This window comes from Brassicibacter thermophilus, from assembly GCF_055378355.1.
This window is the reverse complement of the sequence record NZ_AP042446.1, coordinates 1935085-1961336: the sequence shown is the minus strand read 5'-3', so window position 1 is coordinate 1961336 and position 26252 is coordinate 1935085. Positions and strand designations below refer to the sequence as shown.

Here is a 26252-nt window from a genome sequence, read left to right as displayed (position 1 = left end):
TAAGTAGGTGGACAAATTGTTAGAAAATTTAATATTAAAAATTGAACAATATAATCCCCAAGCTGACTTAAATAAGATAATTAAAGCATATAATTTTGCTGAACGTGCTCATGAAGGTCAATACAGAAAATCTAGCGAGAGATTTTTTGAACATCCTTATAATGTTGCTATGATTTTAGCAGATTTGAGTATGGATTCAGAAACTATTATTGGTGGATTATTGCATGATGTTATAGAAGATACATCGGTGACGTATGAAGAAATAGCTAGTGAATTTGGCGAGGGAATTGCTTATTTAGTAGAAGGAGTTACAAAGTTAAAAAAATTAAAGTACAGGACTAAGCAGGAGAACCAAGCTGAAAATTTAAGAAAAATGGTTATAGCTATGTCTAAAGATATAAGAGTAATTATCATAAAATTAGCTGATAGGCTGCACAATATAAGAACTTTAGATTATATGGATGAGGGTAAAAGAAAAGAGAAAGCTTTAGAAACTTTAGAAATATATGCACCAATTGCTCATAGACTAGGTATTTCTAAAATTAAATGGGAACTTGAAGACCTGTCTTTAAGATATCTTGACCCTGAAGGATATTATGACCTTGTTGAAAAAGTATCTAAAAAAAGAAGGGAAAGGGAAGCATATATAAAATTAATCATTGATACTCTTAGTACTAAACTTAAAGATATGGGTTTAGAAAGTGAAATAAGTGGGAGACCAAAGAATTTTTACAGTATATATAAGAAAATGGTTTATCAAAACAAAAGCTTCGAGCAAATATATGATCTTACTGCAATTAGAGTAATAGTTAATAGTGTTAAAGATTGCTATGGAGTATTAGGTATAGTGCATACACTTTGGAAGCCTATACCAGGTAGGTTTAAAGATTATATTGCAATGCCTAAGCCTAATATGTACCAATCGTTGCATACTACTGTTATGGGACCGCAGGGTGAGCCATTTGAAGTTCAAATCAGAACTTGGGAGATGCATAGAACAGCTGAATATGGTATAGCTGCTCATTGGAAGTATAAAGAAGGGATTTTAAAGACTGATGATTTTGATAAAAAGTTATCTTGGTTAAGACAACTTTTAGAATGGCAAAAAGAAATGAAAGATCCTAAAGAATTCATGGAATCGTTAAAAATAGATTTTTTTACAGATGAGGTGTTTGTGTTTACTCCTAAAGGAGAGGTTATTAATCTTCCTGCAGGTTCTACGCCTATAGATTTCGCCTACAGAGTTCATACAGCGGTTGGAAATAATTGCATAGGTGCAAAAGTTGATGGTAAAATAGTACCTATTGATTATAAATTAAAAAATGGGAATATTGTAGAGATATTAACATCCCCCAATAATAATGGGCCGAGCAGGGATTGGCTTAAGATAGTTAAAAGTAGCCAAGCAAAGACTAAAATTAAGCAATGGTTTAAAAAAGAAGAAAGGGCTCAAAATATAAATAGAGGTAAGCAATTGCTTGAAAAAGAAGTAAAAAGACAAGGATATAAATTAACAGAAATTTTAAAAGATGAATGGATGAAAAACATTTCAAATAGATTAAGCTTAAATAGTGTAGATGATTTGTATGCAGCTTTAGGCTATGGAAGTATTACTTTATCACAAATAGTAACAAGACTTAAAGAAAACTATAGAGAATATTATAAAAAAGATAACGAAAAACTCAATATTGCTAAAAAGGTAAAAGAAAAGTCAAGACATGATGTAACTCAGGGAGTAACTGTTAAAGGTGTAGACAATATTAAAGTGAGATTTTCAAAATGTTGTAATCCTGTTCCTGGTGATGAAATTATTGGATATATTACTAGAGGAAGAGGTGTATCGATTCATAGAAAAGATTGTGCTAATATTGCTGACTTAAATATTAAAGAAAGATTTATTGAAGTAGAGTGGGATACTGACAAAAAAATATCTTATCAAGCTGAAATACAGATAAAAGCTTCTGATAGGTCTGGTTTATTGTCTGAAATAACTCAATTATTGACACAGTCTAATTTGTCTGTTACTTCTCTAAATGCTAGAACTAATAAAGAAAAGTTGGTAATGATTAATATGACGTTAGAAATAAAAGATTTAGAACAGTTAAAAAATATAATGAAAAAAATTAAAAAATTTAGAGGAGTTATAGATGTTTATAGAGTAATAACTTAGAAGGGATGATTATATGAGGGCAGTAGTACAAAGAGTTAATAGTGCAAGGGTTATTGTAGATGGAAAAGTTATTGGGCAAATTGGGAAAGGATTTGTTGTATTACTAGGAGTAGGCTTAGATGATAATGAAACTGACATCGACTATTTAAGTGATAAAATATTGAATTTACGTGTTTTTGAAGACCAAAATGATAAGATGAATTTATCTCTTTTAGATGTAAATGGGGAATTGCTTATAGTTTCACAATTTACATTATATGGTGATTTAAGAAAAGGGAAACGTCCAAATTTTATGAAAGCTGCACCTCCAGATATGGCAAAGGACTTATATGATAAATTCGTCAAAAAATGTACTAGTTATGGAATTAAGGTAGATACTGGTGAATTTAAATCTCATATGGAGGTTGAATTGATAAATGATGGTCCAGTAACAATATTGATTGATAGTAAGAAAAGTTTTTAGGAGGTATTTTTATGATTCTTGAAAGATTAGTTGCAGGAGTATATGCTGCTAATTGTTATATTGTTGGTTGCGATAAAACTAAAGAAGCTATGGTTGTAGATCCAGGTGGAGATGTAGATGACATATTAAAAAAAATTAATGAACTAGGACTTAAAGTTAAGTATATAGTGTTAACTCACGCACATGGTGACCATATTGGAGGATTAAAAGAGTTAAAGGAATTTACTAAAGCAATGGTGTTAGTTCATAAAGACGATAAATATATGCTGCTAGATTCAGATAAGAATTTATCTAGTATAATGAGCATAGATAATGTAGAGATTGAACCTGATAAATTGCTTAATGATGAAGATACATTCAATGTTGGTGAATTAAATGTAAGTGTTATTCATACACCTGGACATACACCAGGAAGTATATGTTTAAAGGTTGAAGATAATATTTTGACAGGTGACACTTTATTTAAAGGGTCTATTGGAAGAACTGATCTAGAAGGCGGATCTTTTGAAAAAATAATTCAATCAATAAATAATAAATTATTAATTTTTGATAATGACACAAAATTGTTTCCTGGTCATGGACCAGCTACAAAAATTGGAATTGAGAAGTTGACAAATCAATTTATTAAATAAAGCAGCTAAAAATAATTCCTAAAATTAAAATATTAACTTGTCAAATTAAATAATATATAAGAATACTCTCATTGATTATTGGCAAACTAATATAAAAGTCAATGGGAGGGAAATATTTTGAGAAAATCAAAAAAAAGTTATAATGGACAAATTCATTTTGATAAATTTATAGATACTGAATTTTATGATTTGTTAGAGTTAAGTGAAATGGGATTAAGTAATGAGGAAATCTCTAAAGAATTAAATATTCCTAAACAGCATATAGAAACTTTGTTAAACGATATAAGAAAAAATATTTAATATATTGTGGAGAGAATATTATGATATACGTAAAATTGATAGGGCATAATTACCAATATGAAATTTATGAGCTTTTAAGACTTTTTTATTCAGATAATGATATATGTTTTGATTTAGATGAAAAGGCTTTGAATTTTGATCAAAGCCTTTTCATTGAAAGTATATTAGAGGAAACAAATGGACTGTATAGAGTTATAACAAATATATTAAAGAATAGTGAAATAATTAGTAAATATGAAATAGAGGATGTTAATAAAATTGATATTAAAGAGAATGACATAAATAAGAAGATAAAATATGGCATAAAGCAAAGTGCTTTTGAAGCAATTAAACCATTAACTAATACTAGAGCACCATGGGGAATTCTTACTGGAATTAGGCCTACTAAAATTGTACATAAATTACTTGATAAAGGGTATAATGATAAAGATATAATTTCTGTCTTTAGAAATGTGTATAAGGTTGACTTAAAAAACTCTATGTTAGTTTTAGATATTGCAAAAAGGGAAAGGAAAAAAATATATCCTCTTGATTCAAAAAAATTTAGTTTATATATTAGTATACCGTTTTGTCCTACTAGATGTATATATTGCTCTTTTCCATCTAATTCTTTAATGAAATATAACCACTTAGTAGATGAATATACTGATAAATTATTATTTGAATTAGAAGAAGTGGTCAAACTTACTTCGAATATGAAGATTGATACTGTGTATATTGGTGGAGGTACTCCTACATCTATTCCTATAGATAATTTGCATAAAATAATAAGTAAGATAAATGAATTTTTTCCTAGAAAAGAAGTAAGAGAATTTACAGTTGAGGCTGGAAGGCCAGATACTATAAAAGAGGATATGCTTAATATGCTGAAATCAAATAAAGTTGACAGAATAAGTATAAACCCACAAACTATGAATCAAAAAACTTTAGATTTAATTGGGAGGAGTCATTCGCCACAAGATATTATTGATTCATATTATCTAGCAAGAAAAATTGGGTTTCCTGTTATAAATATGGATATAATTGCAGGTCTACCTCAAGAAACTGTAACAGAATTTAAAAATACATTGGACCAAATAAAAAAGTTAGATCCTGATAATTTAACTGTCCATACTATGACTATAAAAAAAGCTTCTAAATTAAAGGAAAATATAAATAAATTTAAATTGAGTTCTCAAGAAACAGTATCAAAGATGCTCAGCTTAGCAGAAAAGTATACTAGAGAGATGAACTTAAATCCTTATTACTTGTACAGACAAAAACATATTTTAGGTAATTTTGAAAATATTGGATACTCTAAAGAAGGTAAAGAATCTATATATAATATGGAAATTATGGAGGAAAAAGAAACAATAATTGCTCTAGGGGCAGGGGCTATATCGAAGATATTTTATCCGGATGAAGATAGAATAGAACGAGTTCCTAATGTAAAAAGCCTTACAGAATATATTAAAAGAGTAACAGAAATGGTAAATAGAAAGAAAAAACACTTAACCTCTATTGACAGATATTAATAGTTATTTTATAATATGAAGCAATATATTCATAAATAAAATACAATGAAGAGGAATAGTAGTTAAATTATTGGGTAATAGAGAGTCGGTGTTGGTGGAAATCCGATACTCATGATTAACGAAGACACCTTGGAGTAGACATGCTGAAATTTAGTAGGTTTGTCCGCTTACCAGCGTTAATGGTAATTAAGTGGGATTTTATCCAAAAAGGGTGGCACCGCGGGAATTTAAACCTCTCGTCCCTGTCTATTTATAAGACAGTGATGTTGAGGTTTTTATTATTTATTATAAAAATGTGGAGGTAATTTATATGGGTGAAGCAATGGGAAAATTAAGAAGAAGTCATATGTGTGGTGAATTAAATATTAAAAATATTGGGCAAGACGTGGTACTAATGGGATGGGTTCAAAAAAGAAGGAATCTTGGAGGACTAATTTTTGTTGACCTTAGAGATACGACTGGTATAGTACAGGTAGTTTTTGATGAGAATATATCTAAAGACGCTTTTTATAAAGCTGATAAAATAAGAAGTGAATATGTTATTGCAGTAAAAGGTAATGTGATGAGAAGACAATCTATAAACAAAGAATTACCTACAGGGGAGATAGAAGTTTTTGCTAATGAATTAAAAATATTAGACGAAGCTGATACACCACCTATATATATTAAAGATGGTGATGATGTATCAGAAGATATGCGATTAAAATATAGGTATTTGGATTTAAGAAAACCGTCTATGCAAAGAAATCTTAAAGTAAGGCACAAAACTGCTAGAGTAATTAGAGATTTTCTTGACAATAACAGATTTATTGAAATAGAAACTCCAGTGTTAACTAAGCCTACGCCTGAAGGAGCAAGAGATTATCTAGTACCTAGTAGGATAAATCCAGGAAAATTTTATGCATTACCTCAATCTCCTCAGCTTTTAAAACAATTGTTAATGATTTCTGGGATGGATAGATATTACCAAATAGTTAAGTGTTTTAGAGATGAAGACTTAAGAGCAAATAGACAGCCTGAATTTACTCAGGTTGATATTGAGATGTCTTTTGTTGATATAAATGATATAATAGAGTTGAATGAAAAGTTGTTATACAAAATATTTAAAGAAATTAAAGGTATAGAGTTAAATCTTCCTATTAAGCGAATGACTTATAAGGAGGCAATGGAAAGATTTGGGTCTGACAAACCTGATTTAAGATTCGGATTTGAATTAAGAAATATTTCTGATATAGTTGCTAATTCTGATTTTAAGATTTTTAGTGAAACAATAAAAAACGGTGGAGAAGTAAGAGGTATAAATATTAATGGTTTTGCAGATGCATTTTCTAGAAAAGAGATATCTAAACTTGAAAAGTTTGTTAAAACTTATAAAGCAAAAGGTTTAGCTTGGATTAAGATTCAAGAAGACGGTATTTTATCTCCTATAGAAAAGTTTTTAAATAAAAAAACAATTGAAGATATTATCAAAAGAATGGAAGGTAATCCAGGTGATTTACTATTATTTGTAGCTGACAAACAATCTGTGGTTCTTGATTCACTTGGTGCTTTAAGGGTTGAAATAGCGAAAAAATTGGATATAATCAATAAAGACGAATATAAACTTGTTTGGATTACTGAGTTTCCTATGTTTGAATATAATGAAGAAGAAAAAAGATTTGTAGCTAAACACCATCCATTTACACATCCTATGGAGGAAGATTTAGATATATTAGAAACAGAACCAGAAAAGGTAAGGGCTAAGGCCTATGATATAGTTATTAATGGTGATGAGATAGGTGGCGGAAGTATAAGAATAAATAATTCACATTTGCAAGAAAGAATGTTTTCAGTATTAGGATTTTCTATGGAAGAAGCTTGGAATAAATTTGGCTTTCTTTTAGAAGCTTTTAAATATGGTACTCCACCACATGGTGGAATAGCATATGGGTTTGATAGATTAGTAATGCTTTTGACTGATAGTGACAACATTAGGGACGTAATAGCATTTCCTAAGACTCAGAGTGCAACTTGCTTATTAACTGGAGCACCTAGCGATGTTTCACCTAATCAGTTATCAGATGTTCATATATCTGTAAAAGATAGTTAAGGATAATTATTGGGCGCACCTAAATTGGTGTGCCCTATAGCACAATGAATTAAGTAAAACTTCGTAATTGAGAAAATTCCATAATTAATATAAAAAGGGTTACCAAAAAAGGAGTAATAAAAATGGATTTAAAGTTTAGTAGAACTGAAATGTTGTTGGGTGAAAGTGGACTTAAAGTACTAAAAAAATGCAAGATAGCTATTTTTGGGGTTGGAGGGGTAGGTTCTTTTGTAGCAGAAGGATTGATAAGAAGCGGGGTTGGAAGTTTTGTATTAGTTGATAAAGATGATGTAGATATAACAAATATAAATAGGCAGATACATGCTACTACTAAAACTATAGGGCAACCAAAAGTTGCGGTAATGAAAGAGAGAATGCTTTCTATTAATCCTGATGCCAATGTATTAGCAATAAAAAAAATGTTTAATCTTGAAACATCAAAAGAGTTGTTATCGCAAGATTACACGTATGTAATTGATTGCATAGATATGGTATCATGCAAACTTGACTTGATAGAACAATGCAAGAATAAAAATATACCTATTATCAGCAGTATGGGTGCTGGAAATAAATTAGATCCTACTCTTTTTAAAGTAGCAGATATATATGAAACATCAGTTTGTCCTTTAGCAAAGGTAATGAGAAGAGAATTAAGAAAGAGAAATATTAAAGATTTAAAAGTGGTTTTTTCCACAGAAAAACCTATAAAAACAAATAAATGTTATAATGACTCTAATAATAGAAAATTAGTGCCTGGTAGTGTTGCTTATGTGCCATCTGTTGTTGGATTGATAATAGCTTCGGAGGTTGTCAAGGATATTTTAATGACTAATAAATTATATTTTAGGAGGTGAACATAAATTGTATCAATTAGGATATATAACAGAAATAAAAGGGAATGTAGCAGAAGTAGAAGTGAAAAGAGTTTCAGCATGTGGTGGCAATTGCAGCTCTTGTGGAGGTAGTTGCAGTGCTCCAAGTATGAAAATTTCCATAAAAAATACTTTAAATGCTAAGAAAGGCGATTATGTCGAAATATCTGTTAAAACTAATAAGATTATTTTTTCTGCTTTTATCGTTTATGTTATACCTCTAATTAATATGGTTATAGGGATAATAGCTGGTACTAAAATTTTCAGTAACATTTCTAATACTAATGGAGAAATGTTTGGGTTTTTGATTGGATTAATTTTTTTAGTGTTATCTTTTTTTATTTTGAAAAGAATAGATAACAAAATGAAAAAACGCAATTATCTTACATTTCATATGAAAAAAATCATTTCTGAGCATTAAAATTATCAATAATAGAATTGTTTACGGGTTATCATTAAATAACTACAAACTAAAAAATTAGCTAATATTTAATTGATTAATTATATATATAAGGAGGGAATGCATTGGAAATTTATGAAAAAAAGGACGCAGTATTAAATAGATTAAAAAGAATAGAAGGTCAAATTAAAGGTATACAAAGAATGATAGAAGAAGATAAGTTTTGTGGAGATGTGTTAGTACAAATAACAGCTGCTCGCTCTGCTTTAAATAAGGTTGGCGGAATAATATTAGAAAATCACATGAAAGAATGTCTAAAATCATATATTGAGGAACATGACGAAGATGTTTTAGATGATTTGATAGATATAATGGTAAAATATACAAAATAATTAAATCATTATCTTTGTTTTTTTAGGACTTTTATCAAAGATGAAGATATAATAATTCCACTTGCAATTGAACCAGCTATAAATAATGTTTCAGTTCCTATATTTGCAGCTTCTAAAAAGTTTTTTTCAACTATAGCCAGCATAGTGTAATAGGTACCAGCACCAGGAACTAGAGGGACTATTCCTGGTATTATAAATACAGTTGCTGGCTTTTTAAAATGTTTAGCAAGTATTTCACCAATTAAACCTACTGTTATAGCAGCTAAAAATGTTGCAGCCACAGGTGAAGAATAAATATTATTAATTATCATATATATTGCCCAACCTGCTGCACCATTTATGCCTGACATTAATATTGATCCTTTTGGTATATTAAATAATACAGCAAACCCAATTGTAGATAAAAAAGAATATATAATTTGTTTGGAGTATACCATTTAAATTAACCTCCTAAAAGTGAAAAATAGAATTTTAAAGTAATTCCCACGCCAAATGCAATAGATAATGCTATAACTAATGTTTCCATGCCTCTAGAAAGACCAGATATAAATTCACCAGAAATGGAGTCTCTAATTGCATTAGTAATTGCTACTCCAGGTACAAGAGTCATAATTGAACCAATAATAATTTTATCCATATTAATTCCAAAACCTATTCTAGTGAAAAATATTGATAGTATTGTAGCTACTGCTGAACCAAGAAAATTATTAAGGAAAAAGGTCAAATCTAATTTACTTATCCACCTAGTTATTTGAATTACTGCAATACTAACTAAAAATGCACAAATAAAGTCAACAAAACAACCACCAAATAATAATGAGAAAAAAGCTCCTCCAAAGCTACCAAAAATAAGTGTTATAAGATTAGAGTAGCTTTCAGAATGATCTATTTTATTTAGAATTTTTATTCCTTTTTCTACACTTATTTTAGTGCTAACAAATTTTCTTGAGAAATCATTTACTAACGCTATTTTATTTAAATCTATTTTTATAGATTTTATTCGTTGGACATATGAAATTATATCATTTTCGTATTCTAAAGATATTATTATTCCTGTAGGCGTAACAAAAGCTTGGACGTATTTAACATTTTTTCTAGCTTTACATATCCTGATAACAGTATCTTCTACTCTATATGTTTCTGCACCATTTTTTAACATAATTTTACCAGCTAAAGTAGCCATAATTAACAAATTTTTTACTTCATTTTTATTATTCATAATAACACCTATCTTTTTGATTATTCTAGATAATAAGTATAGCACAAGGGAAAAATATAGTAAATATTTACTTGTAAAAACTGTGACTAATTTATATAATAAATATGGTATTAAAATATTATACTATTTAAATGATAATATTAAAATATTATCATTTTATTCTTTTTTATTTATTATGTTAGAATATATGATAGAGTAAAAATAATGATTTTGGATAGCATATATTTAGTATATACTGAGGGAATTAAAGTTTTGTATAAAATTTTATTAATTTTACGAAAAGAGCTTTGCAAATCTATAAATAACATTTTGAAAGGAGAAAATATGATGAATTTTGAGAATCTCTGTAATTTTGATGAAGAAATTATGGGTGCTATTAATAATGAAATTGATAGACAAAGAAGTAAAATTGAGTTAATTGCATCTGAAAACTTTGTGAGTAAACAGGTAATGGAAGCAATGGGCAGTCAATTAACTAATAAATACGCAGAAGGATATCCTGGCAAAAGATACTATGGAGGATGTAAGTACGTAGATGTTGTTGAAGATATTGCTAGAGATAGATTAAAAAAGATATTTGGCGCTGAGCATGCAAATGTGCAGCCTCATTCTGGTTCAAATGCAAATTTAGCTGTATACTTTGCTGTTTTAAAACCAGGAGATAAGGTTTTGGGCATGAATCTATCTCAAGGTGGGCATTTAACTCACGGAAGTCCTGTAAATATATCTGGTACTTATTTTAACTTTGTACCATATGGAGTAAATAGTAAAACAGAGATGATTGATTATGATGAAGTAATGAGCATAGCAAAAAAAGAAAAACCTAAGATGATTGTTGCTGGTGCAAGTGCTTATCCAAGAATAATAGATTTTAAGAAATTTAGAGAAATAGCAGATGCTGTTGGAGCATATTTAATGGTTGATATGGCACATATAGCTGGTTTAGTTGCTGCAGGTTTACATCCTAGTCCAGTACCATATGCTGACTTTGTAACTAGTACTACACATAAAACTCTTAGAGGTCCAAGAGGTGGAATAATTTTATGCAAAAAAGAATATGCAAAGATTATTGATAAAGCAATTTTTCCTGGTATACAAGGTGGGCCTTTAATGCATGTAATTGCTGCGAAAGCGGTTTCATTTAAAGAAGCTCTGGAGGATAATTTTAAAATTTATCAAAAACAAATATTAAAAAATGCAAAAGCTTTATCTGAAGCATTGATTAATAAAGGTTTTAGATTAGTTTCAGGAGGAACAGACAATCATTTAATTTTAATAGATTTAAGGAATAAAGGATTAACAGGGAAAAAAGCAGAAGCTTTACTTGATGAAATCGGTATCACTACTAATAAGAACACTATTCCAAATGATCCTGAAAGCCCATTTGTTACAAGTGGACTGAGAATAGGTACACCTGCTGTAACTACAAGGGGTATGAAGGAAAATGAGATGCTGGAAATAGCTGAAATTATGGAATTAGCATTAGATGAAAGCAATAACAGAGAAATTATTAAGGATAGAGTATTGGAACTATGCAAAAGATTTCCTCTATATGAATAAGAGCTATATAAGGTTAATAAAGATTTTTATGTGTTTTATTAGATAAATTAAATAATTAATAATATGGTATTGGTAAAGCATAGCAAGCACATTATAATATTTGCTATGCTTTTTTGTATACTTTTTTCCTAAAAGGGCAATCTATAATAAATAGAATTTTAGAAGATTAAATAATAATTATTATTTTACAATTACTAAGCAAAAAAGTTGTGAAAGGGGAAAGTTTTATGTGCTGATATATTTATTTTCAATTATTATAATATTTATTTTAATTATAGAGAAGAAAAGAAATGAATTACTAATATTTTTATCTATAATAACGGCGAAAGCTTTTACTCCTTTTATGACTATTTGTGGGAAAATTTTTTTAGGGACATATAGTTTAATTCTCGTATTAATAGTAATACGTTATTTTTTTTTCGATAAAACATCTAATTTATATAAAATTGAGAGTTTAATTATATCTTTTATAACATTTCTAGCTATTTTTATAGGTGAAATGTTATTACCATATAATTTTAAAATATTTTTTATAGATAAATATATTTTTTATGGATTAATTATTAGTTTAATGATATTTTTCCTAAATAAACCTAATATACATGGTTTTATAGGAAGTATATGTGGAGTTTTATTATTTGAATATACCAATTCTTATTTTGAATTTAAAAAATCAAATAGTATGTTAATATTAGCTGGACAGAACTTATTTAGCATAATAATCAGTATATCAGTATGTGTAACAATAATTAGCTATATACAAAACTATAAAAAAAAGGAAAAAAATGATTCTTTTGATTATACTAAAAATAATGACGAAAAAGATCTACTAAATCTTCTGTTAAATGATAAGAAAGTAAAATAAATGTTGTATTTAAAGTAGGTGTTTAGATGGTTGATTATGAATATATTGTAATTTTTTCATTAATTTCAGGTTTGATAGCAAGAGTATCAATGCTTAGAGTAGATTACAGACAATATCCAAGTTACCCTCAAGGTGTGCTATCACATTTAACTCTTGGAATTATAGCTGCAGCGTTAGGTTCTGTATCTGTCCCTGCTCTTTTAGAAAAAGAATATACTGCTGTTACATTTTTAGCTTTAGCTGCACAACAGTTTAGAGATGTAAGAAACTTAGAAAGGCAAAGTCTCGACAATATAGAAAGTACAGAGCTTGTAGCAAGAGGTACAGCCTATATAGAGGATATAGCTAAGGCTTTTGAGGCGAGAAACTATATTACTATGCTTACATCAATAATTGTAAGTATAGTTTTATATGTGTTGTTTAAGTCAGGTTTTTCTAAACAGTACATTATAATTGGAGGGGTTGTAACATCTATTATAATAATAACTTTTTTTAATATCGCTATATCTAGGCAAGTTGTAAAAGATATTGCTGATGTATACCCAGCTAAAATATCCTTTGATGGTACAATACTAAAGGTAAATGATGTTTCAATAATGAATGTTGGACTTAAATCATCTCAATCAATATATTTAGAACATGGAATAGCAGTAGAGATTATTCCAAAGGATGAAAATGCAGTAGCAACCCTTGCAAATTTAGGACAAAGACAGGCTATACAGCATAATGCAGCTATACAGTTAGGTATTCGTAAAGATGTTGATGAGCCTGATTTTACACCTTTGGCGAGGCGAGATCCTCATAATGGAAAAATAGTTATGGCTATTGTAGCTATGGAGCCAGATGTAGATAGTTTAGTAGAGGCAGTAAAAAGAACGATTGTTTTAGAAAGTTCAAAACGAAAGCCTCTAAGCTCTTATGCTGGGAAAAAAGCTGCAGATTAGGAGTGATAAAAATGGATGTAGGTATAAAGGAAACTATAATTGCAATAGTAACTACAGACAAAAACGTTGTTTCAGGAGGAAATGTACCGACTTTTATTGCTAAAAATGATGAAGAAAAGGAAAAGATTGCTTTATTGATATCTAAGGTTACTTTGGGGATGATACATGACTTAGAAAATGGTTGCTATATTATAGTGCGTCATTAAGAAAGTTTTTTGGCTATTAATCATATTATCACCAGTAGATTAATAGCCACTTTTATTAATTAAATAAAGTTACACTAAAAAGTACTTTTATCTTGTATCTTGTTATCACGCAGTAATCGCGTAAAGTCCTTATTAAAGTAACCATAAAATTTTTCTAAATTTATAAGTTGAAAGTTAGAAGAATTAAACTTGTTTCAATATTTAAGATACTATGTATTAAAATATAATAAATAGTGTTTGTAAAGATATAAAAATTAATGTAGAATGAATAGTGTATAAATATTGATCAGGAATAACATGGAAGGAGATATAATGGAAATAAAAAGTTATAGCGAAAATAAAAATATTATTGAAAGAATTGAAAAAAATTCTATTGCTGAAGAATTAGGAATTGAAAAAGGTGATATACTTTTAGCAATAGATAATAATGAGGTCAAAGATATTATAGATTATAAATATCTAATATCAGGTGATTACATCGTTGTGACAATTCAAAAAAAGAATGGCGAAATATGGGATTTTGAGATAGAAAAAAATTATGATGAAGATTTAGGAATTATATTTTCTAATCCATTAATAGATAAAGCTAAAAGTTGTAGAAATAAGTGTATATTTTGCTTTATAGATCAATTACCTAAAAACATGAGAAAAACTTTGTATTTTAAAGATGATGACTCTAGACTTTCATTTTTACAAGGGAATTTTATTACTTTGACTAATATGAGCGAAAATGATATCCAAAAAATAATTAAATATAGATTGAGTCCTATCAATATTTCAGTGCATACAACTAATCCAGAACTGAGAATAAAGATGTTAAATAATAAAAATGCAGGTAAAATATATAGTATAATAAAGAAATTTAGTGATGCTGGTATACAGATGAACTGCCAGATTGTATTAGTTCCTACTATCAACGATGGAGAAGAACTCATTAGAACTTTAAATGATTTACAGAAGCTTTATCCTCAAGTAAAGAGTATTGCTATAGTTCCTGTTGGTTTGACGAAATACAGAGAGGGGTTAGCTGATATAAAAACATATGATTATGAAAGTGCTAATAAACTTCTTACTCTTATTACAAGTATACAGGATAAATTTTTACATTCATTAGGAACACGTTTAGTTTTTCCATCTGATGAATTTTTTGTTTTAGCAAAAAGAAATATACCATCACTTGAATACTATGAAGGGTTTCCTCAGTTGGAAAATGGTGTTGGCTTAATGAGAAATTTTGAAGAGGAAATTTCAAATTCAATAAAAACTATAAAGGAAATAGAGAATAACAATAAATATACAGTTGCAACTGGAGTATTAGCATATGATTATATGAAAAATATTTGCAAAAAAATCACAAACAAATCAAAAGGTTTAAAAATTAATGTTGTAGCCATAAACAATGAATTTTTTGGAGAAAAAATTACTGTATCTGGATTGATAACTGGCAGGGATTTAATTAATCAACTTAAGCAGCTTAATGTAAAAAATGATATAATAATACCTGAGTGTATGTTAAAAAGGGATGAAAAGATATTTTTAGATGATGTTACAGTTGAACAAGTAGAAAATGAATTGGATACAAAGGTTATAGTATCAAAAGTTAATGGTAATGATTTTTTAAATATATTTTGTAATAAAAGAGGTGAATAGATATATGGTTAGACCAATAGTTGCAATAGTGGGAAGACCAAATGTAGGGAAATCTACTCTTTTTAACAGAATAGCTGGAAAAAGGATATCAATAATAGAGGATAATCCGGGTGTAACCAGAGATAGAATATATGCAGAGGGTGAATGGTTAGATAAATACTTTACTATAATTGATACTGGTGGTATTGAACCAAATAGTAATGATATTATTTTGTCTCAAATGAGAAGGCAAGCAGAGATAGCTATTGAAACAGCAGATGTTATATTGTTCCTTGTTGATGGGATTGAAGGTATTACATCTGCTGATAGAGAAATAGCAGATATGTTAAGGAAGTCGAATAATAATATTATTTTAGTTTGTAATAAAATTGATACTAGAAATGTACCAGATACTATATATGAATTTTATGAACTAGGATTAGGAGAACCGATAGCTATTTCAGCTGCGCAAGCTTTAGGTTTAGGAGATTTATTGGACCGTGTTATAGCTAAATTTCCTGAAAATAAAGACACCAAATATGATGATGATGCCATTAAGGTTGCGGTTATTGGAAAACCTAATGTTGGAAAATCATCACTTATAAATAGAATATTAGGCGAAGAAAGAGTAATAGTAAGTGATATACCAGGGACTACAAGAGATGCGATAGATACTGAATTTTCATATGAAGGTAAAAGATATATATTCATAGATACTGCTGGCATGCGAAAGAAGAAAAAAGTGAATCCAGGTGTAGAAAGATATAGTGTAATAAGGTCTCTTGCTGCGATTGAAAGGGCTGATGTGTGTCTTATGGTAATTGACGGTACAGAAGGTATATCTGAACAGGATTCCAAAATAGCAGGGTATGCTCATGATAATGGAAAAGCTTCTATAATTGTTGTAAATAAATGGGATATTGTTGAAAAGGAAGATAAAACGTATTTAAAATATGAAAGAGAAATAAGAGAAACCTTATCTTTTATGTTATATTCACCAATTATTTTTCTATCAGCTAAAACTGGTAAGAGGGTAAATAAATTATTTAGTTTAATTCAAACTGTTAATAATAATTATACATTTAGGATAAAAACAGGTGTTCTTAATGATGTGATAAATGAAGCTGTTTTAATGAACCAGCCACCATCTGATAAAGGAAAAAGATTGAAAATTTATTATGCTACTCAGGTAAGTGTAAAACCTCCTAAATTTGCAATTTTTATTAACGATAAAGAATTAATGCACTTTTCTTATTCGAGATATTTAGAAAACAAAATCAGACAGTATTTTGGATTTGAAGGTACTCCTATACAATTTGAATTTCGAGAAAAGGGGGACTAGATTTGAAATTTGCTATACTAGTTATAATTATTTCTTATTTTATAGGTAATTTTTCTACATCTTATGTTTTAGGTAAATTATTTAGAAATAAGGATATTAGAAACTACGGAAGTGGTAATGCTGGAGCAACCAATGCCCTTAGAGTTTTTGGTCCAAAATTTGCTGCGATAACTTTTTTAGTTGACGCTCTGAAAGGAACCTTAGCAGTAATCATTGGTAGCAAAATAATGGGTTTTGATGGTGAGCTATTGGCTGGAATAAGTGTGATTGTTGGACACAATTGGCCAATAGTATTGAATTTTAGGGGTGGTAAAGGCATGGCTTCAACAATTGGGGTTATGTTAACCGTTAATTATGTTACTGCAATTATTTGTATATTTGTTGGTATAATAGTTGTTTTTAAGACAAAATATGTTTCATTAGCTTCTATTTTATCTGTTACTTTTCTTCCTATAGTAGGAGTTTTAATTAATAAACCTTTTAACATCCACTTTTTCATTTTTACTCTGATATTAACAGTAATGGCTATTTATAGACATAAAAGTAATATTGTTCGATTAATAAATGGCACAGAGCATAAAATAGGAGAAAGAGTATAGTGAAAGGGGAAATATTTTATGAATAAAAAGATAGGGGTAATTGGAGCAGGTAGTTGGGGAACAGCAATTGCAATATTATTATCTAAAAAAGGATTTGATGTTGAGCTTTATGTAAGAAATAATATTCAAATGGAGAAAATGCAATTTTCAAGAGAAAATGTAAACTATCTTCCTGGAGTAATTATACCATCTAGTGTAAATATAACTAATAAACTAAGCAAGATAGTATTTCATAATGATATTATTGTTTTAGCTGTACCGTCACATGCAGTTAGGGATACATTAAGAAAAATTAAGGATATAGTGAAGCCTAACCAAGTTATAGTAAATCTAGCTAAGGGCTTAGAAGAAGGTACTTACCTTAGAATATCTGAAATAGTTAAGCAAGAGATTCCAATTGCTAAATATGCTGTGTTGTCTGGGCCTTCTCATGCTGAAGAAGTTGCTAGGGATATGCCTACAACTGTGGTAGTGTCATCTCAAGAAAAAGAAATAGCCCAGTTTGTACAGGATATTTTTATGTCTCCAAAATTTAGGGTATATACTAACCCTGATATTGTTGGTGTTGAACTTGGAGGTTCGTTGAAAAATGTAATAGCTTTAGGGGCAGGTATTTCGGATGGATTAGGCTATGGAGATAATACTAAAGCTGCTTTAATGAATAGAGGTATAATTGAGATAACAAGGCTAGGAATAAAGATGGGGGCGAAAGAATCAACTTTTGCAGGATTATCTGGTATAGGGGATTTAATAGTAACTTGTACAAGTATGCATAGTAGAAATCGGAGAGCAGGCATTTTAATTGGGAAGGGGTATTCAGTAGAGGATTCCATAAAGAAAATAGGAATGGTTGTAGAAGGAATTAAAACTACTAATTCTGCTTATATGCTTTCTAAAAAATATAAAGTAAAAATGCCAATTACAGAAGAAATATATAGGGTGTTGTATGAAGGTTCAGACGTAAAAACATCTGTGATAAATTTAATGCTAAGAGATAAGAAATATGAAATGGAAGATATTATAAATGACCGTAATTGTTAAAGTTTTTAGTTGAAAAAGGAATTAAAAAAGGTATTTACTAAAATACCTTTTTTAATTCCTTAATTTTTTTATGAGCATGTCATAATATTTACAGTTCCTCATATATATATATTGTTAAGTATATAAATAAAATAATTTGGCTATAAAATTATCCATCATTAATAAAGGAGGGAAAAAGAAGAATGGATAAGTTTGATATATACAAAGACATAGCAGAACGAACAGATGGCGATATATACATAGGAGTAGTAGGCCCTGTAAGAACAGGAAAGTCAACCTTTATTAAAAGATTTATGGATTTATTAGTTTTACCTAATATCGAAAATAGATATAAAAAAGAAAGAGCAACAGACGAATTACCATTAAGTGGTTCAGGAAAAACAATAATGACTACTGAACCAAAGTTTGTTCCCAATGAAGCAATAGAATTGACTTTAAAAGAAAATATTAAATTTAGAGTTAGGATGGTAGATTGCGTTGGATATTTGGTAAGTGGAGCTTTGGGGCACGAAGAAGAAAATGTACCAAGAATGGTTACAACTCCATGGTACGAAAAAGAAATACCATTTGAAGAAGCGGCGGAAATAGGGACAAAAAAGGTTATAACGGACCATTCGACAATTGGAATAGTGGTTACTACAGATGGATCAATAACAAGCATTGAACGTTCTAGTTATATAAGTGCTGAAGAAAGGGTAATAAGTGAACTAAAGGAAATTGGAAAACCATTTATTGTTTTATTAAATTCAACTCACCCAAATCTAGACAGTACTATTGCTTTGAGAGAAAGTTTAGAAGAAAAATATGCTGTTCCAGTAATTGCAATTGATTGTTTAAATATGAATATTCAGGATATTAATAGTATGCTTGAAAAGATATTACTTGAATTCCCAATAAAAGAAATAAATATAAACCTTCCAGGTTGGGTAGAGGGACTTCCAAAGGGTAATTGGATTAAAGATAAAATTTTAGGGTCACTTAAAGAAATAATTAAGAATATTTACAAATTAAGGGAAATAGATACAGCAGTAGCAAATCTTAGAGATTTAGATATAATTAATATTGCTAAAATTTCTGAAATAAAGCTTGGAGAAGGGGTTATTAATATAGACATACAAATTGACAATACACTATTTTATAATGTATTAAAAGAACTAACCGGGTATACAATACGAGGAGAACATCAAATTTTAAGTCTAATTTCAAAATTGTCTAAGTGCAAGAAAGAGTATGATAAATTAGAGGTAGCACTAAAGGATGCTAGAAATATAGGATATGGTATTGTACAACCGAGTTTAGAAGAAATGGAGCTTGAAGAACCTGAAGTGTTTAAACAGGGTAACCAATTTGGAGTAAAGTTGCGCGCAAAAGCTCCTAGTCTGCATATGATTAGGGCAGATATAACAACAGAAGTTTCACCTTTAATTGGTACGGAGAAACAGAGTGAAGAGCTATTGAATTATTTTTTAAGTGAATTCGAAAGTGACCCTAAGAAAATATGGGAGTCTAATTTATTTGGGAAATCTTTATATGATTTAGTAAAAGAACAACTTCAAAGCAAACTAAATATGATGCCAGAAGATGCTAGAATCAAAATGCAAAGAACTCTTCAGAAAATTGTAGATGACGGAAGTGGGGGATTAATTTGCATAATAATATAAAAATAAGAAGGATTTTTCCTTCTTATTTTTATGGTCGGGATGACTGGATTTGAACCAGCGACCCCAAGTCCCCCAGACTTGTGCGCTACCATGCTGCGCCACATCCCGATAACAATATCATTATACATGATATTGTTTTTTTTGTAAAGAAGCAAACTTAATCAGATACTGTCAAGTAAAAGTTGGCAAAATTATTATTTTTAAATTTAATCATCCAATTTTGCTGTTTTAATTATGTTTTTATGCCCGATAGGGCAAGAGTATTCTATTTATACTTTCTACAATTTTAAAAATAAATTTACATATACTTTACAATGATTTCAAAATTGTTATTCTATAATACTAGACTTATGATTATAGAATAACAATAAGTCTGAGAGCCCTATTTTTAGGTCTAATTCTATTTATTCATCAGTATTAATGCTCTATTATGTTGTATTTTTTTAGGCTTATATTAGAGCATAGGTATCGTATGTTAGCTTATTCTTTTAAGTTATATAATATATTAGATATTAAAAACTTAGGTTCATTTGACTTGCACATTTGCAACCTAACATGTCCTTTATGGCTTTTCTTCCGTTAGTTACTGAACATTGACTAAATGGCATGCTTGCTCTTTTGTGTTTGTATATCTTGCTTTTCTTTGGCTTTTTATTTACTTCTGCTGCTGTTAATCCTACTTTTTCTATTATTTCTTCAAGCTTTTCTTCTTTTATTTCTTTGTTCAGTAGTGATTTTATTGTTGTTGCTAATTCTTTGCTTGCTTTTTCTGCTAGTATCTTGGCTAAGTTACTGGCTCCTTGTATTGACCAACTTGTTTTATTCCCTTTCATCCTTTGTGCTAATATATCACATATGCTATGTTCCATTGTTCCTAGATTTCTATATTTAATTCCTTCTGGTGGTTGCGGCATATTTATGTCTGGGCGAAGTTTGTAGAGCACTATCCCTTCTTTGTTGTTTACTAGGTAATTATATAGTGCCTGTAATTTCTTCATTTTCTTTTGATTATCATTGTTTTCTATCATTAGTTTTGTTATCATTTCTAATCCTTCTTCTATGTTACCATTGCTTAGTTTCTTTATTATTTCTTTTGCCTTTTTCTTATCTTCTATGTTCTTAAGTACTGCTTGATTTCTATGAAATGGATCTAATTGAAAGTGTGAATTGTCTTCTTTTATAACTTCTTTTATCCAGTTTGCTCCATCTCCATTTACTATTTTTGTTTCTATTTCGTCAGTATTATATTGTTTCGCTATTTTGGCTTGTCTTAGTTTTCTAAATTCTTTACTACTTCCAAAGCTTGCATATGCTTTTTTGTTCTTTAGTACATATCTATCTTTTTTCTCATGCTTCTTCTCCCAGCCTTCATAAAAAATTCCTAATTTTAGTTCTTTTTTCTCTTTTCCCTTAGTCTTTTTATCTTTACCTTGGATATTTATCCACACTCCATCCATTTCTTCAAACAATATTTTTGTTTCTTTTTTGCCTTGTAATTTTTCTTCGTTGTTTAATTTTATTTCGTGTTTTTCTTTTTGTTTTAGTTGTTCTCCTAAGTTTTGTATTATGTTCCAAGCTGCTGAATGACTTATACTTTGGTTTGTCATTTCTGTTATTTTATTTGCTGTTTTTCTATATGATTCATCTGTTGCTAGATCTACTATTTTTTCTACTAGATTTGTAGATATATGTCCTATGGTTTCCATTTTTAAGTATTCATCTAAAAGGCATTTGTAACCTCTTTTACCCTCTTGTGTAGTATATTGATATATTCTACGTTTATATTCAATTTCGCCCATTATTGTTTTTATGGTAGTTTTCTTTAATCCTTTATTTCTATATTCTTCTTTATCTCTTTCTTTCATTAATTTATTATCTAATTTTTCTAATAGCTCTACGAGCATTTCACATGCCTGTCGGCATACAAGCTTATATATAATTTTCTCTAAGTTCTTGAAATTAATTTCTTTTTCATCTAAACTTATATTATACATGTAATCATCCCTTTTATAGTTTTCTTATTAATTACTATTATATTGGATGATTCATATATGTTAAAGGTGCTTTCGGGCATCTTTTTCATTTTTGTTGTTTTTGCCTACTAAAATTATACTCTAAGACTTAATCAACAAATCTTAATATTCTGGTGTTCATTTTTATTATTTGATATAAATTATATGTATATGATATACTTAAAGTTATAAAATTGTATAAGGTTGTGATATTATGATTTTATTTTATATAAGGACTATATTAGTTCTTTTATTTGTAACTAGTATTGCGGGGTATATATTTGCTGTTATTAAAGAAAAAATAGCTTTAAAAAACAATATGATTATTATAGATAAAAAATCTGTAACTCAAGAACATATAGATGAGACAGATGTAAAGGAATTTTTAATAGGTGAATTTCGAGTAAAATCTGGTGATGAAATAAAAGTTATATTTAGTAATAATAAAAAAATTGCGGGTATAATAATTGGTGCTGTAAAGAGGGATAATTCTATATTATTAGTTACTTACAAAGATGAAATTAAACGGTTTAAGGTTGATAAAATTAAGGAATTAAAAATAATCAGCAAGTATGGAAAATTTTTTAAGTTTTCTCGATAGACATATGTAGACATATATTTTAACGTTTAAAATAAAAATATATGGAGGAAATCAGTAAATTTTGAAGAAGTATATTTAAATAGGTTTTGTGGGTAGCTAATGGTGGTGATTATATGTCTATTAAGGAAAGAGCTAAAAAAAGGAAACGACGGAAAACCATAAAAACACTATTAATTTTATGCATTATATTATATATATTTATTAGGACTATACCTAATTTGTACGCTTCAAATTTAAAAACTCAAACTGTGGAAAAAGGTGTTATCGAAGATTCAATAACTACAAAAGGAATTATTGTAAAAAATGAAAAAGTTTATTCTTCTCAAGCACAAGGTAAAGTTAAAAAATTTTTTTCAGAAGGTGATAGAGTTGGAACTTTTATGAAAATACTAGAATTGGATTATAATGATAAGTCATCTGAACTAGAATTAAAATTATCAGATATTGAAAATGCCTTAAAGGACGCCAAGGCTGTGAAAGATAATAATATTAAATTCACTTCTGATATAAAAAAAAATAATGTGCAAATAGAAGATTTAATATATCAAATTCGTTCCAATTTAATGCGCAAAAATTATAGACAATTGAATCAGCTAAAAAAAGAGTTGGAAGTAATAATTGGCAGACGAGATTCAATTTTGGGGAACAATACTTTGCTAAATAATACTATTGAGAGTTTAGAAGAAGAAAAAAAGGAAATTTTAGACCAGATAAATAGAAATAGTAAAATATACTATTCTGATACATGTGGATTAGTAAGTTATAAAATCGACGGGCTAGAAGAAATATATAATGCAAAAAATATTTTGTCATATGAACCTAAAGATTTTAAGGTAATCGATCCTATAATTAATGAAATTGATGATAATAAGAATGTTAATTTTGGACAACCACTTTTCAAAATTATAGATAATTATGAATGGTATGTCATAGTAAAAATACCTAATAGTAGTATACGTTCATTAGAAATTGGAAAAGATGTTTTATTAGAGTTTGATAACAATGAAATAATAAAAAGCAGAATTATAAATATGAATTCAGACGAAAATGATACTTTGTTAGTGTTAAAAAACACTGATTATTTATATAAATTTTATAATGAAAGATATGTAGACATAAGGATTATTATTAATAAGTATGAAGGACTTAAAATACCTATTAAGTCGATTATTAAAAAAAATGGAGTTGAAGGTGTATATATTGAGGATATAAGTGGTATTGTTAAATTTAGGCCTGTAATAGTTTTAGCTAAAGATGAAGAATATGCAATAGTAGAAGAAGGAAATATATATGGGTATATAGAGATAGGCAATAATGGTAACAAAGTCAAAGAGAAAACTGTAAAATTATATGATGAAGTGTTTATAAATACGAACAATTTAAAAGAAGGTCAGATAATTGGAGGCATTTAGGCATAAAATAATTTGTTTAAGTTAATAAGTGGTATTGTTATTATTTAGCATATTATTTTTATCAACTAGGGAGGGTTTTAGATGTACTTAGAAGAAAACTTATCAAAGGTTAAAGATAAAATAAGAATAGCTTCTGAAAAGAGTGGAAGGAGCTCAAATGATATTCGCTTAATTGCAGTAACAAAAACTGTTGATAAAGATATAATAAAAGCAGCTATTAGCCTTGGAATAACTGATATAGGAGAGAATAGGGTACAAGAGATCAGAGAAAAATATGACTATATTGGTAATAATGTAAATTGGCATATGATAGGACATTTACAAACAAATAAAGTTAAATACATAATTGACAAAGTTAAGTTAATTCATTCTCTTGACAGAATATCTTTAGCTAAAGAGTTGAATAAAAGAGCAAAACAAAGTAATATCATTGTGAATGCGTTGATTCAAGTCAACGTTGCTGAAGAAGAAACTAAATATGGGTTAAAAGTTGCAGAGGTCTTGCCTTTTATAAGATCCATAGAAAATCTTGAAAATATAAGGATTAAAGGGTTAATGACTATAGCACCATATGCAGAAAACCCGGAAGATGTTAGATTTGTATTTAGAGGATTGAGAGAATTGTTCCAAGAAATAAAAAAGAATAATTACAAAAATGTGAGTATGGAATACCTTTCAATGGGTATGACAAATGATTATCAGATTGCTATTGAAGAAGGCTCTAATATGGTTAGAATTGGAACGGGGATATTTGGAGAAAGAAATTATAATTGATGGGGGGATATCTAATGGCTGAAAAGGCAAATAATTTTATTAATAAGGTTAAATACTTCATAGGGTTAGATGACTTAGAAGAAGATAATATTGTTCAAGAAAAGGAAAATGATATTACTAATTTAGAATCGACTTATATTAAAGGTAGTAATAAAATAGTAAATATACATACTAATAGTAATATGAAGTTAGTAATATATGAACCACAAGGATATGAAGAAGCACCTAAGATAGTTGATGAATTAAAAAATAGGAGAACTGTAGTTATAAATCTTGATAAATTAGAAGGTGAAAATAAAAAAGAAGTTTTCAATTTTTTAAATGGTTCAGTATATGCTTTAGAGGGCAATATTCAAAAAGTTTCTAGAGACATTTTTGTACTTGCACCTAGTAATGTTGAAATTGACGGTAAAATAGCCGAAGAATTAAGAAACAAGTCATTATTTCCTTGGCAGAAATAGATTTAAGAGGTGATATTGTGTGGATAATAGTAAAATCTTTTAATATTTTCGTAAATGTAATAGAAACAATAATTATTATTAGAATGTTTTTATCATTTATTATAAGAGATATTAATGATCCTTTTAGTAGATTTGTATATCAAATTACTGAGCCAATAATATCTCCTTTTAGAGAGCTAATATATAAGCTCGGTATAAATACTGGGATGATCGATTTTTCTCCATTACTAGCAATATTATTTTTGAATTTTTTAGCATATTTATTGAGTAGATTACTTATTTGGTGATAACATGATTATTAATAAAAAATTATATTTAGACCATATAAAAGATGATAATCAAATTATTACAATGAGAAATATACTTGATAAGGTTGAAAGAGTATTGAAATATCATGATGATGAATATACTGACTTTTTAGATCCTTATCAAAGGAACTTATGTTATAGCTTTTTAAATAGATTTCCATCAATAACATATTTTGAAGAAGGTGGTTTTACAGAATCAGAACGTAAAATTATTATAATGCATCAAAGCTATAAAGATAGAATAGAAGTTGATAATCCTATTAAGGCTATTTGTATTAGTTTTAAATCCTATAATGATAAGATCCGCCATAGAGATATTTTAGGATCAATTCTTGGCCTAGGTATAAAAAGAGAAAAAATTGGTGATATTCTTATTCATGAAAAGTATAGTCAAGTAGTATTGCTTAAAGATACTTTTGATTATGTTAGATATAATTTAAAAACAGTTAATAAATGCAATGTAATAGTGAATGAAATAGGTTTAGATGAATTAAAACTGGCTAGAGAAGATTACATTGATATTTTTATTGTTGTTTCATCTTTAAGATTAGATGCTATTATAAGTTCAGTTTTACATTGTTCACGTTCTAAAAGCTCTAATATTATTAAAGGAGAAAAAGTAAAAGTAAATTGGAAACCTGTAATCCAAAATTCATTTGAGTTAAAAGAAGGAGATATATTTTCTGTTAGAGGAACTGGAAGATTCAAATTAGTAAACATAGTTGGCAATACTAAAAAAGGCAGATTTAAAATTATGATAAGAAAATTTATATGATGGGAGGGCAA

At 28.5% G+C, this 26252-nt stretch carries 27 protein-coding genes, 1 tRNA gene and 1 other annotated feature; of the genes, 24 read left to right on the top strand and 4 right to left on the bottom strand.

Annotation, left to right across the window (positions count from 1 at the left end; translation table 11 throughout):
* The first annotated feature begins 16 nt into the window (after nucleotides 1-16).
* The 9 genes from ACZ41D_RS09345 (at nucleotide 17) to ACZ41D_RS09305 (ending at nucleotide 8832) form a co-directional block, all read left to right on the top strand.
* Nucleotides 17-2170 carry a RelA/SpoT family protein gene (locus tag ACZ41D_RS09345; RefSeq protein WP_464151171.1) on the top strand — a complete coding sequence of 718 codons (2154 nt, stop codon included), beginning with the start codon at nucleotides 17-19 and terminating at the stop codon, nucleotides 2168-2170.
* Between the two features lie 13 nt (nucleotides 2171-2183).
* Entirely contained in the window at nucleotides 2184-2633 is a 450-nt protein-coding gene (gene dtd / locus ACZ41D_RS09340) for a D-aminoacyl-tRNA deacylase (protein WP_464151170.1), read from the top strand.
* 11 nt (nucleotides 2634-2644) lie between these two features.
* A complete protein-coding gene (locus tag ACZ41D_RS09335) occupies nucleotides 2645-3265 on the top strand; it encodes an MBL fold metallo-hydrolase (RefSeq protein ID WP_464151169.1) in 621 nt (206 codons plus the stop codon).
* 117 nt (nucleotides 3266-3382) lie between these two features.
* A complete protein-coding gene (locus tag ACZ41D_RS09330; RefSeq protein WP_464151168.1) occupies nucleotides 3383-3565 on the top strand; it encodes a hypothetical protein in 183 nt (60 codons plus the stop codon).
* 20 nt (nucleotides 3566-3585) lie between these two features.
* Nucleotides 3586-5079 (top strand): coproporphyrinogen dehydrogenase HemZ, encoded by a 1494-nt coding sequence (gene hemZ, locus ACZ41D_RS09325; RefSeq protein ID WP_464151167.1) that lies wholly within the window; start codon nucleotides 3586-3588, stop codon nucleotides 5077-5079.
* A gap of 36 nt (nucleotides 5080-5115) precedes the next feature.
* Nucleotides 5116-5326: a binding site (T-box leader), on the top strand.
* Between the two features lie 63 nt (nucleotides 5327-5389).
* Nucleotides 5390-7168 carry an aspartate--tRNA ligase gene (aspS, locus tag ACZ41D_RS09320; RefSeq protein ID WP_464151166.1) on the top strand — a complete coding sequence of 593 codons (1779 nt, stop codon included), beginning with the start codon at nucleotides 5390-5392 and terminating at the stop codon, nucleotides 7166-7168.
* Between the two features lie 122 nt (nucleotides 7169-7290).
* The gene (locus tag ACZ41D_RS09315) at nucleotides 7291-8022 is read left to right on the top strand and encodes a tRNA threonylcarbamoyladenosine dehydratase (RefSeq protein WP_464151165.1); all 732 of its coding nucleotides are present in this window, start codon (nucleotides 7291-7293) and stop codon (nucleotides 8020-8022) included.
* A 7-nt stretch (nucleotides 8023-8029) separates the two neighbouring features.
* Nucleotides 8030-8461, top strand: coding sequence for a SoxR reducing system RseC family protein (locus tag ACZ41D_RS09310; RefSeq protein WP_464151164.1), 432 nt, complete (start codon nucleotides 8030-8032; stop codon nucleotides 8459-8461).
* 104 nt (nucleotides 8462-8565) lie between these two features.
* A complete protein-coding gene (locus ACZ41D_RS09305; protein ID WP_464151163.1) occupies nucleotides 8566-8832 on the top strand; it encodes a metal-sensitive transcriptional regulator in 267 nt (88 codons plus the stop codon).
* A gap of 8 nt (nucleotides 8833-8840) precedes the next feature.
* On the opposite strand, the gene ACZ41D_RS09300 is transcribed toward ACZ41D_RS09305, so the two are convergent.
* Both ACZ41D_RS09300 and ACZ41D_RS09295 read right to left on the bottom strand, forming a co-directional pair.
* Nucleotides 8841-9269 carry a threonine/serine exporter family protein gene (locus tag ACZ41D_RS09300; protein ID WP_464151162.1) on the bottom strand — a complete coding sequence of 143 codons (429 nt, stop codon included), beginning with the start codon at nucleotides 9267-9269 and terminating at the stop codon, nucleotides 8841-8843.
* Nucleotides 9270-9274: 5 nt separating this feature from the next.
* A complete protein-coding gene (locus ACZ41D_RS09295) occupies nucleotides 9275-10051 on the bottom strand; it encodes a threonine/serine exporter family protein (RefSeq protein ID WP_464151161.1) in 777 nt (258 codons plus the stop codon).
* Nucleotides 10052-10378: 327 nt separating this feature from the next.
* Here ACZ41D_RS09295 and glyA point away from each other — a divergent pair, with 327 nt between their 5' ends.
* The 9 genes from glyA to spoIVA all read left to right on the top strand — a co-directional run bounded on the left by glyA (nucleotide 10379) and on the right by spoIVA (nucleotide 19898).
* Nucleotides 10379-11611: a serine hydroxymethyltransferase gene (glyA, locus tag ACZ41D_RS09290; protein ID WP_464151160.1), complete on the top strand. Its 1233-nt coding sequence runs from the start codon at nucleotides 10379-10381 to the stop codon at nucleotides 11609-11611.
* Nucleotides 11612-11840: 229 nt separating this feature from the next.
* Nucleotides 11841-12476: a hypothetical protein gene (locus ACZ41D_RS09285; RefSeq protein ID WP_464151159.1), complete on the top strand. Its 636-nt coding sequence runs from the start codon at nucleotides 11841-11843 to the stop codon at nucleotides 12474-12476.
* A gap of 26 nt (nucleotides 12477-12502) precedes the next feature.
* Nucleotides 12503-13420 carry a YIEGIA family protein gene (locus ACZ41D_RS09280; protein ID WP_464151158.1) on the top strand — a complete coding sequence of 306 codons (918 nt, stop codon included), beginning with the start codon at nucleotides 12503-12505 and terminating at the stop codon, nucleotides 13418-13420.
* Between the two features lie 11 nt (nucleotides 13421-13431).
* A complete protein-coding gene (locus tag ACZ41D_RS09275; protein WP_464151157.1) occupies nucleotides 13432-13626 on the top strand; it encodes a capping complex subunit for YIEGIA in 195 nt (64 codons plus the stop codon).
* 312 nt (nucleotides 13627-13938) lie between these two features.
* Complete coding sequence (locus ACZ41D_RS09270) at nucleotides 13939-15276, top strand: DUF512 domain-containing protein (RefSeq protein WP_464151156.1); 1338 nt, start codon at nucleotides 13939-13941, stop codon at nucleotides 15274-15276.
* A 4-nt stretch (nucleotides 15277-15280) separates the two neighbouring features.
* Entirely contained in the window at nucleotides 15281-16597 is a 1317-nt protein-coding gene (gene der / locus ACZ41D_RS09265; RefSeq protein ID WP_464151155.1) for a ribosome biogenesis GTPase Der, read from the top strand.
* Nucleotides 16598-16599: 2 nt separating this feature from the next.
* Nucleotides 16600-17196, top strand: coding sequence for a glycerol-3-phosphate 1-O-acyltransferase PlsY (plsY, locus tag ACZ41D_RS09260; RefSeq protein ID WP_464151154.1), 597 nt, complete (start codon nucleotides 16600-16602; stop codon nucleotides 17194-17196).
* 18 nt (nucleotides 17197-17214) lie between these two features.
* A complete protein-coding gene (locus tag ACZ41D_RS09255; protein ID WP_464151153.1) occupies nucleotides 17215-18237 on the top strand; it encodes an NAD(P)H-dependent glycerol-3-phosphate dehydrogenase in 1023 nt (340 codons plus the stop codon).
* Between the two features lie 182 nt (nucleotides 18238-18419).
* Entirely contained in the window at nucleotides 18420-19898 is a 1479-nt protein-coding gene (gene spoIVA / locus ACZ41D_RS09250) for a stage IV sporulation protein A (RefSeq protein WP_464151152.1), read from the top strand.
* 31 nt (nucleotides 19899-19929) lie between these two features.
* On the opposite strand, the gene ACZ41D_RS09245 is transcribed toward spoIVA, so the two are convergent.
* Nucleotides 19930-20006 (bottom strand) — tRNA-Pro (locus ACZ41D_RS09245).
* A 404-nt stretch (nucleotides 20007-20410) separates the two neighbouring features.
* Complete coding sequence (locus ACZ41D_RS09240; RefSeq protein WP_464150702.1) at nucleotides 20411-21892, bottom strand: ISLre2 family transposase; 1482 nt, start codon at nucleotides 21890-21892, stop codon at nucleotides 20411-20413.
* Between the two features lie 232 nt (nucleotides 21893-22124).
* Between ACZ41D_RS09240 and ACZ41D_RS09235 the strand changes: the two genes are divergently transcribed.
* The 6 genes from ACZ41D_RS09235 (at nucleotide 22125) to ACZ41D_RS09210 (ending at nucleotide 26241) form a co-directional block, all read left to right on the top strand.
* On the top strand, nucleotides 22125-22511 hold the full coding sequence (locus ACZ41D_RS09235) for a hypothetical protein (protein WP_464151151.1): 387 nt from the start codon (nucleotides 22125-22127) through the stop codon (nucleotides 22509-22511).
* Between the two features lie 113 nt (nucleotides 22512-22624).
* Nucleotides 22625-23923 carry a biotin/lipoyl attachment domain-containing protein gene (locus ACZ41D_RS09230; RefSeq protein ID WP_464151150.1) on the top strand — a complete coding sequence of 433 codons (1299 nt, stop codon included), beginning with the start codon at nucleotides 22625-22627 and terminating at the stop codon, nucleotides 23921-23923.
* Between the two features lie 81 nt (nucleotides 23924-24004).
* Complete coding sequence (locus tag ACZ41D_RS09225; protein WP_464151149.1) at nucleotides 24005-24697, top strand: YggS family pyridoxal phosphate-dependent enzyme; 693 nt, start codon at nucleotides 24005-24007, stop codon at nucleotides 24695-24697.
* A 14-nt stretch (nucleotides 24698-24711) separates the two neighbouring features.
* A complete protein-coding gene (locus tag ACZ41D_RS09220; RefSeq protein WP_464151148.1) occupies nucleotides 24712-25158 on the top strand; it encodes a cell division protein SepF in 447 nt (148 codons plus the stop codon).
* Entirely contained in the window at nucleotides 25146-25445 is a 300-nt protein-coding gene (locus ACZ41D_RS09215) for a YggT family protein (RefSeq protein ID WP_464151147.1), read from the top strand. The genes ACZ41D_RS09220 and ACZ41D_RS09215 overlap by 13 nt, the downstream gene beginning before the upstream one ends.
* Before the next feature lie 4 nt (nucleotides 25446-25449).
* Entirely contained in the window at nucleotides 25450-26241 is a 792-nt protein-coding gene (locus tag ACZ41D_RS09210) for a YlmH family RNA-binding protein (RefSeq protein WP_464151146.1), read from the top strand.
* Nucleotides 26242-26252 lie beyond the last annotated feature (11 nt).